We start from the raw sequence: 15,137 nt of genomic DNA, 5'->3' as shown, positions 1-15,137 counted from the left end.
TACGAGATGCCGCGATGATCCTTGCAGCGCACATCCAGCACGGAAGACTTGAGGTCCTTGATGCGTGGCGCCAGAAACGGGTCCAGGATGGTCAACTCCACAATACGCCGGTCCCCATCCAATCCAAGCAGACTCTCCAGGAAGGAAATCAGGATATCCTTCGCATCTTCGCTGCCGAAAATTTTCTTGAAGGCGAAGTCGATGCGTGGATCGATGAATTTCATGACCATTCCTTGCAGTTGACCGGGCAAGAATGTCCGATGGTTCATTGTCCTGTGAAAGGGGTGTACCGTCAATCAAAACCGGTCGGAACAAGACCAGCCATCCATTCCAGTCAATGAATATGACAAAGCAAAACGATCATGTTTTTTTCGCTACGTGGACGGAAAAACCGGATCGTGCCCGATGATCAACCTGGTGCAACAACGGTTCAGGCGGCGACCGGCTCGGTCAGGTCCTCTTCTTCCGCCTCGACATAACGTACCATCTTGCTCAGATCGAGAATCAGGGCCACCGTCCCGTCCCCCAGAATGGTTGCCCCCGAGAACTCCTCGGAATGCTCGAAATTTTTTCCGAGGCTCTTGATCACCGTCTGATGCTGCCCGATCACCGAATCGACGACGAAGCCGGTCCGTTTTCCCTCGACATCGGAGATGACGATCTGTTCGATGTCTGGGGGTTCGCCGCCGATGTCGAAACGGTCGCGAATCCGGATGTAGGGGACGATTTCATCGCGGACGTTGATGACGTGCCGCCCATGGGCATTGACGACATCCTGCCGCGACAGTTCGACGCATTCTTCCACCGCCGCCAGTGGCAGAACGAACAGTTCATCCCCGACCCGGACCAGCAATCCCTCGATGATCGCCAGGGTCAGGGGCAACTTCAAGGTGATGATTGTCCCCTTGCCCAGTTCGCTGACGATGTCGATGCTGCCCCTCAGGGCATCGATCGATTTGCGCACCACGTCCATGCCGACGCCACGGCCCGAAACGTTGGTGATCTTCTCCGCCATGGAAAATCCGGCGCCGAAGATCAATTGGAAGGCCTCCTTGTCGGTCAACTGGGCATCGGGAGGAATCTGTCCCTTTTCGATCGCCTTGCGCACCAGCGCGTCGGGATCCAGTCCCTTGCCGTCGTCCTCGACCCGGATCAGCACATTGGCCCCCGAATGGATGGCCGACAGGTGGATCAATCCCTCGGGATTCTTTCCCTTGGAAATCCGGACTTCGGGCGTCTCGATGCCATGGTCGATGCTGTTGCGGATGATGTGTACCAGGGGATCGTTGAGTTGATCGATCACCGTCTTGTCCAACTCCGTTTCCGCCCCCTCGGTGGTAAGCTCGATCTTCTTGCCCAGTTCGGTGGAAAGATCACGGACGAGGCGTTTGAACTTGTTGAATGTCGTCCCGATGGCGAGCATGCGGATGCTCATGGTGTTGTCGCGCAGCTCTCCCGTCAACCGTTCGACCTCTTCGGCGATGAGTTGCAGGTCGTGATCCTGACGGGTGCTCGCGGTTTGATTGAGGCGCGCCTGCACCGTCACCAGCTCGCCGACAAGATCGACAAGGTTGTCGAGTTTTTCCGAGGGGACACGCACCGACGTGGCGGATTCCGCCTGGACTTTCTTGTCGCGTTTGGCCTTGATGGCATTCTGTTCCGCCAGTGCCGCCTTCACCTGCGAGGGACTGACGACTCCCGATTCCACCAGGCGGTCGCCGATGGGCTTGAGGACCTTCTCCAGGGCCTCCTCGGGGATGTCGCCCCGCTGCACCAGAATGTTGCCCAGCTTTTGGACATCGGTCCCCAGGACCTCTTCGCGGTCCAACAGCCGTATGTTGAGTTCGCACTGGTCCTCGACAAAGATGAAAATGTCGCGGATGGCGTTTTCGCTCTGCTTGGTGGTGAGAAACACCTCCCAGGTGGTGTAGCAGCGTTCGGGATCGAGGTTTTCCAGCGGCGGCAGCTTGTCGTACTGGGCGATGATCTGGCAATCCTCGCCCAGTTCGCGCAGTTCCCCGAGCAGCAGCAAGGGGTTGGTGCCGTTGGCGAACAACTCGGGGCTTGGTTTGATCCGGATGCGGTAGACGTGGGGTTCGTGGTCCGAGGCCTGGGCGGGTGGTTTCTTGTTCGTGGCGGGGGCGGCAGCGCCGGCGGAAGCGTTGGCCCCGGGGAGCAGGGCGCGCAAGCCCTGGATGATCCTTTGGGCGTTGTCCTTGTTGGCCGGCTCGCCGCCAGCCGCCGCGTCGAGCATGGCGCGAATCTGATCGCGGGCGGCCAATGTCAGGTCGATCAGCGGCTTGGTGACCGAGATCGTCTTGTTGCGGGCCATGTCGAAGACGGTCTCGACCTCATGCGTGAACTCGGCGACCTCGTCGAAGCCAAACATCGCCCCGGAGCCTTTGATCGTGTGCATGGCCCGGAACACCCGACCGATGAGTTCCTGGTCCCCCGGGGATTCTTCCAGTTCGAGGAGCGAAGCCTCAAGCTCGCTCAGGAGTTCATAAGCCTCTTCCGTGAATGCGCTGGTATCGATTTCCACCGACATGCCCGTTCCCCCTGCCTGAATGATTTAGCCGAGAACCTTCTTGATGACCTCAAGCAATTGGGGGGGTTTGAAGGGTTTGACGATCCATCCCGTGGCCCCGGCCGCCTTTCCTTCCTGCTTGCGTCCTGCCTGGGACTCGGTCGTGAGCATGACGATGGGGATGAACTTGAAATTGGGCAGGGCCCGCAATTCCTTGATCAGGGTGATGCCGTCCATGTTGGGCATGTTGAGGTCGGTCACCACCATATCGACCGGTGACGCCTTGAGTTTGGTCAGGGCATCCTGACCGTCCACCGCTTCCACCACATCGTAACCGGCCCCCTTGAGTGTCAGACCGACCATCTGCCGGACGCTTGAGGAATCGTCCACGGTCATGATTTTCTTGCCCATTTATTTCCCCTCTCCAGTCCACAGTCCACTGTTGTCGTTGGTGTTGAAGCAACCGGCGTATCCCGATTCCCTGACGGCGGCATGCCAGGCGTCGGGGATCGGGCCATCGACCTCCAGCGCCTTGCCCTTGTCGATGAGACTGCGGTGGGCGGCGTAGATGAGTTGGATCGTGGCCAGATCGGCCCGCTCCACATCGCCAAGGTTGATCAAGAGGCGTTTGGCGGCGCTGATCCCTTCCAACAGCGCTTCCTTGAGTTGGGAGGCATGCTGAATGGTGATGCTCCCGGACAGAATCAAGGTTCCGGTATCGCCGGTATCGTTCACCGATAGATCGATCATCCGCGCTCCGTCACGTTCAGGTTGGGTTGGTCGGAGGTTGCCCGTTCCGGTCCACATGGAGGGTAGGCACGCCAGGAGGCATGGCACCGGTATCGTGGACCGTCCATTCCCCGAAAAAGGAACAACACCGGCAAACAAGGTTGGAACAGGGTCCCGCCCGACGGCCAGGGTTCGATTTCAGTCGGTAGGATTCTATCGCAGAACGGTAACGAATCAATAATAAAATTTCATCGGGTAAAATTTCATCGCGTTTCTTTGAAAATAATCATGATGATTCAATAGATTTTCTTATGGCCGATGACAGCCGCGAGGCTTCGGCCCGTGGGTCGGCGCGGTCGAGGATGCCGCGGATGAGGGCGATTCCGTCGGGCCGGGCGGACAGGGCCTGATGGATATTGCCGGCGTCGATCCCGCCGAGGGCCAGGACATGTCCGAAGAGTTCCCGGCGGATGCGGGCGAAGGCTTTGATTCCAAGCGGGGGGGCGTCGGGGTGGGAACGGGTGGCGAAGAGGGGCGAGAGGGTGATGAAATCGGCGCCATCGGCGAAGGCCTGCCGGGCGGAGGCAAGATCGTGACAGGAGCGACCGATGCGCTGCGACGGCAGGAGGATGGCGCGGGTGGCGGCGATGGACGGACCTTCATGGGGAAGGTGGACGCCGTGGGCGCCGATGGTTCGGGCCAGGTGGCGCCGACCGGAGAACAACAGACGGGCGGAGGGATGGTGGCGAAGGAGTTCCTGAACGCGCCGGGCGAGGGATGCGAATTTGTCGTCGTCCAGGTCTTTTTCCCTGAGGAGGATGGTATCGACACCGCCTTCCAGGGCCTGGGCCAGGGGGAGGATCGGGTCGGCGACCAGGTGGCGGTCGGTGATCAGCATCAGGTGGGGTTTCATGGGATGTCGAGCCATTTGTGGATTTGTAGCGACAGGCGAAACCGTCCTTCCGCGGCCAGGACCCGATCCAGGCAGCGACGGACGGCGTTGCGGGGGAGACCGGATCCCTGCCACCGGGGTTGCAGCCAGAGGGGGTGGGGGTGTCGGGCCCACCATTGGATCAATGCTTCCTGGGCCGGTTCTTCGTGTTCCCCGAGGACAAACTTGACCTCGTTGACCCGTTGCGCCGGAAAGTGGGGCAGGGGGGTTTTGGGGGACAGGGTGATCCAGTCGATCCCTGGAGGGGGGGCCCCGCCGACGCCGCTGGTTTCCATGGCCACGAAACAGTTTCGTTCCTTGAGGCGGGAGACCAGAAGATCCAGATGGGGAACTGCCAGGGGTTCGCCACCCGTCAGAAGGACATGGTCGAGACGGGGGCTTTGCCGTTGGATTTCCACGAGAAGTTCTTCCAGGTCGAGGATGCGCCGGCAACCGGGATCGCGATGCCTGGGCTCATCGCACCACGGGCAGGAGAGGGGACAACCCCAAAACCTGAGAAACACGAACGGCATGCCGACCAGTCCTCCTTCTCCCTGGATGGAGGTGAACAGGTCGCAGATGGGATAGTGCGTCGATGACATGGGTCTCATCACCATGGGCAAGAGAGAAAAAGAAGAGACCACGGGATCATCGCGGCAATCGTTTCCTCACACGGGCGATGATGCCCAGCCTGCGGAAGAATCATTTTCGGATGAAAGACGATTCCGTGCAATGATGTCAATGTTCGGATAAATTTTCTTCATGGATAAAGATCCCGACGCGACAATTTTGGAAATGAATCGTGGGAATTTCGATTTTCAAGGCCGCCGGTTTGAGCCGGAAACTGTTGCTGATCCACCTTCCCCTGACGGTATTGGCGGTTCTTGCCGTCTTTGCGGTCCTGGAGGTCGATTATTACTTCACGGAACAGGACCGCCTTCGCGAGAATCTGGCCCGGATGGTCAATACCCAGGGGACCGCCATCGAGTCGGCGGTGTGGGAATTCGACCTGCAACACCTGCGGGACCTTCTGGAGAAACAGACCCATCTGCCGTTTTTGCAATCGGTGGTCGTTCACGGCGGCAGCGGCGAGTTGCTCGGGGCAGTGGGTGATTTGAACCGTCCGCTCCTGTCGCCCGAACTGCGCCTGGAACGACCGCTCCGGCATCAGTCGGGAACCGAGGTCCGGATCATTGGCCGGATGGTGGTCACCGCTCACGACGATGGCATCCGCATGGCGCTGATCGAGCATCTCAAGGTCAATGGTTCCATTCTTCTGGCCTTGATGGCGACTTTGGTGGCGGGGACGCTGTACGGGGTCGGCAGGGTGATCGGCGGGCCTCTGGAGGAATTTCGCGATGCGATCCAACGACCGATGGAGGAACAGATGCGCGCGCCCCTGCATTGGGACCGCGCCGACGAACTTGGGGATGTCCTCCAGGCCTACAATGAAATGATGAAAGGGCGTCACCTTGCCGAAATCGCGATGAAAAAACGGGAGGACGACCTTCGTCTGGCGGTGCGGCGGGCCGAGGCGGCGGGGGCCGAGGCGGCCCGTTTCAACCGCCTGGCCATCGATCGCGAACTGCGGATGATGGAACTCAAGGGGATCGTCAACCAGCTTTCAATGCAAACGGGCCGCGATCCGCCCTTCGCCGAAATTGCGACCGGGGCCGGATCGGACGCGGCGCCGTTTTCGGTTCCGATGGAAAAGGGCGAACCGGAGGGGGACGAATCCGGGACGATGCCCACCGAAGCAGTCCGTGCCGCGGCTTCACTGGAAACGATCCTGGACCTTCCGATCCTGCAACCGTTGCTCGATGATTTTGCCGTGGCGGTCGGGGGGAGGGTCACGATTATCGATTCGGACGGAGACGCCACCGGGTTTGTCCGTGCCCTGAACGAGGGTGAAGAATACCCTCTGTACCGCGACCGGAATGGTTTGACCGAGGCCGTCGTTCCCATTCGGGTCGATGGTCGCCACCTGGGCGCTTTGTGTCTGGGTCCCTTTTTCCGCGCTTCTTCCGACCGGGATCGGTTCCAGGCCGCGGTGGAGGATGCGGGTTCCGGGGAAGGCTCCGGCCTGGAGGGGGCGAAGGGGGTCGGGGTGCTCGATGCGGATCGGCTTCCGGCCATTCTGGGTTTCTTGACCCGGTTTGCCCGGCTCATGGTCGAGGTCGGCACGGAGCGGATCACGGCGTGGCAGTCGCGGACCGATCTGCACGAGGGGCGTCTGGCGGCGCTGAATCTGGCGGAAGACGCGGAGAAGGCGCGCCGGGAGTTGGCCGAATATCAAAAGCATCTCGAATCGCTGGTGGAGGAGCGGACGACCGAGCTGCGCAAGGATGTCGCCAGGCGCCGCCTCGCCGAGGCCCAGGTCCGGGAAAAGATGGAGGAACTGGAAAAATTCACCGCGGTCGCCGTCGGGCGCGAATTGCGGATGATCGCCCTCAAGGAAGAGGTCAACGCCCTGAATGTCGCCCTGGGGCGGGACGCCCCTTACCGAATCGTCGAGTGACCCGCCGCCCATGAAACAAACCCTGTCACGGATTGCCAAACGCTCGATTCCCCGGAGCTTGCCGGGAAAACTTCTTCTGTTCATCGTCGCTGTCGGCCTGGTCATCGGCGCGGTTACCGCGCTGGTGATGCACCATCTCCTTGAACGGGAGGCCCGTCTTCTGGGTGCCATCCTTGTGGAACGGCATCTCATGTGGCACAGGGAACGCATCCTCGGGGCGATCGGACGCGAGGTCGCCCTGGCGCGACAGATGGCCCAATCCACGGTGCTCGCGCAATGGGCCGGCAACGAGGACGATCCCGTCCTTCGCGAGCGGGCACGGCGCGAATTGACCGTGTTTCGTGACAATTTTTCGGCCCGGAGCTTTTTCCTCGGATTGGAAAAATCGCGGCATTTTTATTATACCGGGGAAAAGGATGCGCAGGTTACCCTGACCCCCGTCAATACCCTCCGGGAGGATGTGACGGATGACGCCTGGTATTTCGCCAGCATCAAATCGTCCGCTCCCTTCAATCTCAATGTCGATCACAACGACAAACTCGATGTCACCAACCTGTGGATCAATCATGCCATGGATGGAGGGTCGGGAGGGACGTTGGAAAAGTCTGCCGGGGGGCGGGACCGGTTGGGGGTGGTCGGAACCGGGATCGGCCTCGACACGTTCATCGACCGGTTTTTGCAGGCCGACTCCCGGGGGATTACCGGAATGTTGATCGATGAACGGGGGGCGATTCAGGCATTCAGGGAGGTCGATCGGATCACGCGCAACGCCTTTGTCCAGGTGGAATCGGATCGGGGGTCGGGGATCCATTCCCTCCTGGCGTCCGGGGAGGATCGATCGGCCCTGGAACAGGGACTCGCCCGCGTCCGGAACGTCGATGATGCGTGGGAGGTCTTGAATCTGACGATCGACGGCGGGGAAAAACTGGTCGCCATCGCCTGGCTTGCGCCACTGAAATGGTATCTGGTCGCCTTCATGGACCCCGAGGGGGTGATTCCCGAGGGTGAAATTTTAACTTTGTCGTCGGCTTTGGCGGTTTGTTTTCTTCTGGCGGCGCTGTTGTTGGTCCTGGGATTGAACAATCTGGTATTGCATCCGTTGCGGCAGCTGACCCGGGGGGCCCAGGAACTGGCGCGGGGAACGTATGACATTCGGATCGCCATTCGCGGCGGGGATGAACGGGGCGGGGATGAACTTTGTCTGTTGACCCGGGCGTTCAACGACATGGCCGAGGTGGTGGCGGACGCCAATCGTCACCTGACCGAGACCGTCGCGCGACGGACTCTGGAATTGACCCGCAAGGGGGCGGAACTCCGGACCCTGGTGGACAGCATTCAGAGCGTGATCTACATGAAGGATGCCCATGGGCGTTATACCCTGGTCAACGCGCGTTGCGAACAGGTGATCGGGCGGTCGGAGGGCGAACTTCTGGCGCTGACCGATGCCGAGTTTCTATCGCCCGGGGATGCGGCGGTTTCGGCGGCCCAGGATCGGGAGGTCATGGAACGGGGGATGGCGATTTCGTTCGAACAGCCGCTCCACATCGCCCAGGATTCACGACCGCGCACCTGGCTGGTCACCAAGGCGCCGATGTTCAACGAAGAGGGTGAGATCTACGGTTTGTGCGGCGTTGCCACCGACATCAGCGATCGCAAGGAGGATGAAAACAGGCTCAAGGCCCACCTTGAAGACCTCGATAAAACCCGGAAGGCGAGCCTCAACATGCTCCTGGACCTCGAACAGGAGCGCAAGACCGCCGAGGCGTTGCGGCAAAAGGCGGAGGCCGCCACCCAGGCCAAATCCGATTTTCTCGCCAACATGAGCCACGAAATCCGCACCCCCATGAATGCCATCATCGGGATGAACTATTTGGCCTTGAAGACTCCCGGACTGACCGCCAAACAACGCGACTATATTCAAAAGGCCCATAACGCCGCGACCTCCCTTTTGGGAATCATCAACGATATTCTCGATTTTTCCAAGATCGAGGCGGGCCGCCTGTCGATGGAGCAGGTGACCTTCTCCCTCGACAAGGTATTGGAAGGGGTGAGTGTGGTATTATCGCCCAAGGTGGCGGACAAGGGTTTGGAATTATTGTTCGACATCGCCAAGGAGGTCCCCATCTCCCTGGTGGGTGATCCGTTACGTTTGAACCAGATCATCGTCAACCTTGGCGGCAACGCCGTCAAGTTTACCGAAAAAGGCAACGTCACGCTGCGGGTGCGCCTTCTTGAACGGATGGGATCGAAGGTCAAACTGCAATTCTCGGTCGAGGATTCGGGGATCGGCATGACCGCGGAGCAGATGGGGCGGTTGTTTCAGGCTTTTTCCCAGGCTGATTCCTCGACGACGCGCAAATATGGCGGGACGGGCCTGGGTTTGACGATTTCCCGGCGTCTGGTCGAATTGATGGGGGGGACCATCTGGGTTCAGAGCGTTCCCGGGACCGGTTCAACCTTTCATTTTACCATTTGGATGGATGAAGCCCTCCATCGGGAGGGACCGCGTCGGCTTCCGGAACGGATGAACCAGTTGCGGACGTTGGTGGTCGATGACAATCCGGCGGCGTTGGAAATCATGACTGAAATGTTGTCTGGGTTCAATCTACGGGTCGATGGCGCTGTCGAAGGGGAGGAGGCCGTCCTTCGGGTGGGGCTGGCCATCGGGAAGAACGATCCTTATGGTCTGGTGGTGCTCGACTGGCAGATGCCCGGATGCAATGGGATCGACGCGGCGCGGCGGATTCGGAAACAATGGGGGGAGATGGCTCCGCGAATGATTCTGGTGACAGCGTTCGATGTCGAAGGGTGTCAGGCGGAAGCCAGGGAATTGGGAATCCAGGGGTTTCTGACCAAACCGGTCAACAGTTCGGTGATGTTCGATACTCTGGTGGAAGCGCTGGGGCAAAGTGATGGGGTGTCGGGGACGGTGCCGGCGGCGGAGGTTGGCACGGTCGTGAACGATCTGCGGGGATTGCGGGTATTGCTGGCGGAGGACAACGAGATCAACCAGCAGATTGCCATCGAACTTCTCGAATCGGTCGGGGCCAGGGTGATGGTGGCGAATCATGGTCGCAAGGCGCTGGAGGTTTTGCATCGGGAGGGGGCGGCCTCCTTCGACGTGGTGTTGATGGATCTACAGATGCCCGAAATGGATGGCTACGAAGCGACACGGCGGATTCGGGAAGATGCGCGTTATGGCGGACTGCCGATTCTGGCGATGACGGCCCATGCGATGGCCGAGGAGCGGGAGCGTTGCGCTGCTTTGGGGATGCAGGGACATCTGACCAAACCGATCGAGCCGGATCTTCTTTTTTCGGTGTTGTCGCGGTATCGCCCCCTGGGAGGGGCGGTGGTGGATGGAGCGGTGACGGAAACGTCCAGGTCCATACCACTGCGGCCTGCGGAGGATGCGGTGTTGCGTATCGAAGGGATCGATACAGGCGCGGGTCTGGCGCGAACGGCGGGGAATATTAAATTATATTGCCGACTGTTGCGCAAATTTGCCGTGGAACAGGTCGATGCGGCGCAGTCGCTGCGGCGGTTGTTGGCGGAGGGGGCGCGAAAAGAGGCGGAACGGGCGGCCCATACGACCAAGGGGGTCGCGGGAACCCTGGGACTCGTCGCGGTGCAACGGGTGGCGGCGGAGGTGGAATCGGCCTTGCGGGGGAACGGCGAGGGGCCATCCCTCATGGCGATGATCGATCGGTTGGAAGAGGCATTGCACGAGGGGGCGCGGGGGATCGAGCAGGCCTTGCCGACGGAAGAGTTGCCAACGGCGCGGGAGTCGCCCAGGGTTGGCACGGAACGAGACGTTCTCGAACCGTTGTTGGAACTTCTGGAAAAGGACGATGCCCGGGCGGTGGGGATGTGGGAAACACGCCATCATGAAATCACGGGCCGGATCGATGCGTCCGGATTGGCGTCATTGCGACAGGCGATGGAAGAGTTCGATTTCGAGGATGCGGCCAGGGTATGTCGCGTCTTGATCTCTTCGCTGGCGCCGTCGTCGGACGTGGTGACCGCGATCCAACCCGCTCCGGAGATCCGTTCTTCCCTGGAACGAATGGTCGTCCTGCTGGAAAACGATGATGCGGGCGCTTTGGAACATCTTGAAATCCATGGCGCTTCATGGACGGTATTGGGTGATGCGGCGGCGATGACGCAGTTGCGCCGGGCGATTGGAGAATACGATTTCGATGAAGCCCTGACGGTCTGTCGGGGGTTGTTGACCCGATGTGCTTGAAAGGGACGGGATCGAAGAAAAAAGATAACTGCCCAGGTACCCCTTGTGATCAATCCCGACGACCTTGAACGTCGATCGCCATGGAGCCGAAATCCGCATGTGCCCATCCACGGTTTCTTCCCGTCCCACGGTTTTGGTTGTCGATGACACTCCCGACAATCTGACGTTGATCGGTAATCTGTTGCAGGATCTGTATACGGTGAAGGTGGCGACCCGGGGGAGTCGGGCGTTGCGGATCGCCACGGGGGAGCAGCGTCCCGATCTGATTTTGCTCGATGTCATGATGCCGGAAATGGACGGCTTCGAGGTCATGCGTCAGCTTCAGGCCGATTCGAGGACCCGGGACATTCCGGTGATCTTTCTGACGGCCCGGACCGAGTCGGCGGATGAGGAACGGGGGCTGTCTCTGGGGGCAGTCGATTATGTGACCAAACCGATCAGTCCGCCGATTTTGTTGTCCCGGGTGCGCAATCACCTGATGTTGAAGACGACACGCGACCAGTTGGAACGTTATCTGGATGTGGAACGCCGCAAACTGCAAAAACTGGTGGACATCGCCAAGGACCTTTCCTCCGAGATGGACATGGACCGGCTGCTGCGGAAGATCCTGTTCGGCAGCAAGGAATTGGCCCATGCCGATCGCGGGACGTTGTACCTCAGGACCGAGGACGATCATCTGAAATTCGCCTATCTTTCCAGCGACGATCCCCTGCCCGCCATGACCCTTCCCCTGTTCGATCCCGCGACCGGGAAGGAGGTCCATCGCTATGTATCGACCCATGTCGCCCTGACGGGAGAATCGGTGCTGTTGGGCGACGTGTATGGCGATGTCGGTTCCTTCGATGTTTCGGGAACCATGAGTTTTGACAAGGCGAGCGGCTATCGGACCCGGTCGATGTTGACGGTTGCCCTGAAGCCCCGGGAGGGAAAACCCCTGGGTGTATTGCAACTGCTCAATCCCATCGATCAGGAGACGGGGGAGGTCATCCCCTTCGAATCGGAATGGATCGGATTTGTCGAGGCCTTGGCCACCCAGGGGGCGATCGCCCTGGACAACCTCAATCTGATCAAGGCCCAGGAACGTCTGTTCGACGCGGTGACCAAGGTCATTGCCAGCGCCATCGACGCCAAATCGCCTTATACCGGCGGACACTGCGAACGGGTGCCGGAGTTGGGCAAAATGTTGGCCGAGGCGGCTTGTGCCGCGCAATCGGGTCCGTTTGCCGATTTTTCGATGTCCCGGGAGGAATGGAAGGAATTTCATCTGGCGAGTTGGTTGCACGATTGTGGCAAGGTGACGACGCCGGAGGCGGTAGTGGACAAGGCGACGAAACTGGAATGCGTCTACAACCGCATCCACGAGGTGCGGATGCGCTACGAGGTGTTGTGGCGCGATGCGATCATCGCCGATTGCGAGGAGCGTCTGAAGGGAAACGCGGGGGAACCCGAACGGCTTGAAAAAATCCTTGCCGGGCTGCGGGAGGAGTTTGCTTTCGTGGCGCGGTCCAATGTCGGGGGGGAGTTCACCTCCCGGGAAGATGTCGAGCGGCTGAAAACAATCGGGCAACGGCAATGGCGGCGTTATTTCGACAATCGCCTGGGATTGTCGTTCATGGAGGAGTTGCGCCTGCCCAAGTCGGAGGTGTCTCCGCTTCCGGTCTGGGAATCATTGTTGATGGATCGACCCGAACATGTTCATTCGCGTCATGAGACGCCGCTTTCCTATGATCCGGCATCCCTGGGGGTGACCCTGGCGATTCCTGAACATCTGTACAATTATGGTGAGCTTTACAATCTGGGCATCTCCCGGGGGACCCTCAATGCCGAGGAACGGTTCAAGATCAACGAACATGTCATCCATACTCTGGTCATGCTGCGTCAGCTTCCCTTTCCCAAGGGGATGGCGGAGGTTCCGAAAATAGCCAGCAACCATCATGAAACCATGATCGGAACGGGGTATCCGTGTGGTCTGCGTCGGGAAGACATGAACGTGCAGTCGCGCATTCTCGCCATCGCCGACATTTTCGAGGCGCTGACGGCGGTCGATCGGCCCTACAAGAAAGCCAAGAGTTTGAGCGAGGCGTTGAAGATCATGAGTTTCATGCGCAACGACCGGCATATCGACCGCGATTTGTTTGAACTTTTTCTGCGCAGTGGTGTCCACGAACGGTATGCCGGGACCTTTCTGCGTCCCGATCAGATTGATGCCGTTGATATTGAACAACTATTGAAGGAACCTCCGCCACGGGCCAAGTGATGTCGTTGATTTTTTTCGCGACCGAAGGCATGCTGGACCGATAGGGAATTGGCCTGGGGTGGTCATGGTTGGATTTTTCTCGGAGCGCGATGGTGGCACGGATTTTGTTGATCGACGACGAACCGCAAAACTGTTTGTTGCTGGAGGCACTGCTGCGACGCTGCCCCCACAAACACACGGCCAAGTCCGGTTATTCCGGCAACGATGCCATCACCCTGGCCGCCTCCTGGAAGCCGGATTTGATCTTTATCGACATCCACATGCCGGGCCTGGATGGTATCGCCACGGTCAAAAGCATTCGTGATCAGGGGTTTGCCGGCAAGATCGTCATCGTGACCGCCGACCATCGCAGCGAAAACGCCCGGATGGGGGCCAAGGCGGGGGCCAATGGCTTTCTGGCCAAACCGATCGATGGCAAAAGCATCTGTGGTCTGGTCGATCAATTCGTCCCCCCCGGCTGATGCTTTTCACAGGCAAGGAACGCCGGATGCACATCCTGATTGTTTTTCATACCTCCTTTCCGGAGATACGGGGCGGAATCAACACCATGATTGCAACCCTGGCCCGACAATGGATGAATGCCGGCCACAGGGTCTCCATTTTTTCGCCTGGTGATTGGAGCGACATCAATTGGTCGGAAGAAAAATTCGCGGGCATCAGCCTGTATAAGAAAAGGCTGCGCCTGCCCTGGGACAGGCGCAGTCCGATAAAAGGCTTGATTGGATGGATTCTGGAATTTCCAAAAACTGTCGGAGAATTGCTGCAATTGATGAAACGGGAGAAGGTGGATATCCTTCACCTGCATACGCCAAGGGATTATCAGTCCTATTTCAGAAGATTGGAATCTCTGGGCGGTCCGCCTTATGTTTTGACCTTTCATGGTACGGATGCACTTCATTTCGCGCAGGAAAAGGGGAAAAATTTTCGAAGTCTCCATAAAACCGCGAAAAAAGCAGCGGCATTGACTGCGGTATCAATGAGTTATGCACGTTTGATCGGTGAACGTCGTCCCGAATTGGGTCATGTACATTATGTGCCAAATGGCATTGAAATCAAGTCGGAGACCGAATCCGCCGCTTTCCCGAACAGGGTTCTGGAAAAATTTAGGAAAGGTGTTCCGGAAAAATATTTTGTCATGGTCGGTTGGGTGGAACCGCCCAAGGGGCAGGATATTGCGGTCAGGGCCTGGGGAATCCTCGGGAAGAATCATCCCAACCTGCATTTGCTGATTATTGGTGGTCAATCATTCTTGCATCCGGGAGAACCACATTACCCTGGATTCTTGGAAGAAATAGAAAATTTGATCCATGCGTCGGGATGCGGTGCTACCGTTCATCTCATGGGGGCGCTGGAGGCGCCGGATGTGAGCGGAGTCTTGGCTCGGGCTTCCGGTCTTGTATTTCCTTCGCATCGTGAAGGCTTGCCCTATGTTTTATTGGAAGCGGCCTTGCATGGCTTGCCGGTCGTATGCAATGACATTCCGGCATTCTCCGACATCCTTGAAAATGGGGTGCATGGACTTCTTACCCCCGATGGTGATCCTCTGGCTTTGGCTGCCGCGGTGGAACGTATCGTCAACGACCCTGAATTGGGGAAAAAACTGGGGAAGGCGTTGAAAGATCATGTGACGGTTCATTTTTCCGCGGAGCGGATGGCCAGGGACTATCTTGACTTGTTTCATGAAGTGTTGCATCGTTGAGCATGATTTTTCCTGGGACCGCCTCCAGGTCACAAATCCCGTCCACCAACAGCAAGCGCTGCTCTTCTGTCCATCCTCCCGGCTGCGCCGAATCAGAATCAGATCCGCCTTGGGAGCATCCACGACCACCGGAACTTCCAGAAGGACGTCGATGCCGACCGGTTGCAGCAGGGTTCGCAGGGTTTCGCCAATCAGGGCGTGCCAGGCGGTCTTCATCGGCGCATCGCAGT

General features: G+C 58.9%; 11 protein-coding genes. 5 read left to right on the top strand and 6 right to left on the bottom strand.

Annotated elements, in window-relative coordinates; all coding sequences use genetic code 11:
* From HQL76_17275 to HQL76_17250, 6 genes are all read right to left on the bottom strand, one after another.
* The coding region (locus HQL76_17275; protein MBF0110921.1) for a PD-(D/E)XK nuclease family transposase at positions 1 to 224 on the bottom strand (224 nt) is incomplete at its 3' end.
* A gap of 206 nt (positions 225 to 430) precedes the next feature.
* Positions 431 to 2,548, bottom strand: coding sequence for a chemotaxis protein CheA (locus tag HQL76_17270; protein MBF0110920.1), 2,118 nt, complete (start codon positions 2,546 to 2,548; stop codon positions 431 to 433).
* Between the two features lie 24 nt (positions 2,549 to 2,572).
* A complete protein-coding gene (locus HQL76_17265) occupies positions 2,573 to 2,938 on the bottom strand; it encodes a response regulator (GenBank protein ID MBF0110919.1) in 366 nt (121 codons plus the stop codon).
* Positions 2,939 to 3,277 (bottom strand): STAS domain-containing protein, encoded by a 339-nt coding sequence (locus HQL76_17260; protein MBF0110918.1) that lies wholly within the window; start codon positions 3,275 to 3,277, stop codon positions 2,939 to 2,941.
* Positions 3,278 to 3,542: 265 nt separating this feature from the next.
* The gene (locus HQL76_17255) at positions 3,543 to 4,169 is read right to left on the bottom strand and encodes a thiamine phosphate synthase (protein ID MBF0110917.1); all 627 of its coding nucleotides are present in this window, start codon (positions 4,167 to 4,169) and stop codon (positions 3,543 to 3,545) included.
* Positions 4,166 to 4,789 carry a 7-carboxy-7-deazaguanine synthase QueE gene (locus HQL76_17250; protein ID MBF0110916.1) on the bottom strand — a complete coding sequence of 208 codons (624 nt, stop codon included), beginning with the start codon at positions 4,787 to 4,789 and terminating at the stop codon, positions 4,166 to 4,168. Before HQL76_17250 ends, HQL76_17255 begins: the two co-directional genes overlap by 4 nt.
* A 200-nt stretch (positions 4,790 to 4,989) precedes the next feature.
* Here HQL76_17250 and HQL76_17245 point away from each other — a divergent pair, with 200 nt between their 5' ends.
* The 5 genes from HQL76_17245 (at position 4,990) to HQL76_17225 (ending at position 14,907) form a co-directional block, all read left to right on the top strand.
* Entirely contained in the window at positions 4,990 to 6,705 is a 1,716-nt protein-coding gene (locus HQL76_17245) for a PocR ligand-binding domain-containing protein (protein MBF0110915.1), read from the top strand.
* A 10-nt stretch (positions 6,706 to 6,715) separates the two neighbouring features.
* A complete protein-coding gene (locus tag HQL76_17240; GenBank protein MBF0110914.1) occupies positions 6,716 to 10,951 on the top strand; it encodes a response regulator in 4,236 nt (1,411 codons plus the stop codon).
* Positions 10,952 to 11,048: 97 nt separating this feature from the next.
* Positions 11,049 to 13,208 carry a response regulator gene (locus tag HQL76_17235; GenBank protein MBF0110913.1) on the top strand — a complete coding sequence of 720 codons (2,160 nt, stop codon included), beginning with the start codon at positions 11,049 to 11,051 and terminating at the stop codon, positions 13,206 to 13,208.
* A gap of 89 nt (positions 13,209 to 13,297) precedes the next feature.
* A complete protein-coding gene (locus HQL76_17230) occupies positions 13,298 to 13,669 on the top strand; it encodes a response regulator (GenBank protein ID MBF0110912.1) in 372 nt (123 codons plus the stop codon).
* Between the two features lie 26 nt (positions 13,670 to 13,695).
* Complete coding sequence (locus HQL76_17225; GenBank protein MBF0110911.1) at positions 13,696 to 14,907, top strand: glycosyltransferase family 4 protein; 1,212 nt, start codon at positions 13,696 to 13,698, stop codon at positions 14,905 to 14,907.
* Positions 14,908 to 15,137 lie beyond the last annotated feature (230 nt).

Source organism: Magnetococcales bacterium, from assembly GCA_015228815.1.
In the GTDB taxonomy this organism is placed as follows: domain Bacteria; phylum Pseudomonadota; class Magnetococcia; order Magnetococcales; family UBA8363; genus UBA8363.
Note: the sequence above shows the minus strand (reverse complement) of the source record. Positions and strands in the feature narration are given on the sequence as shown.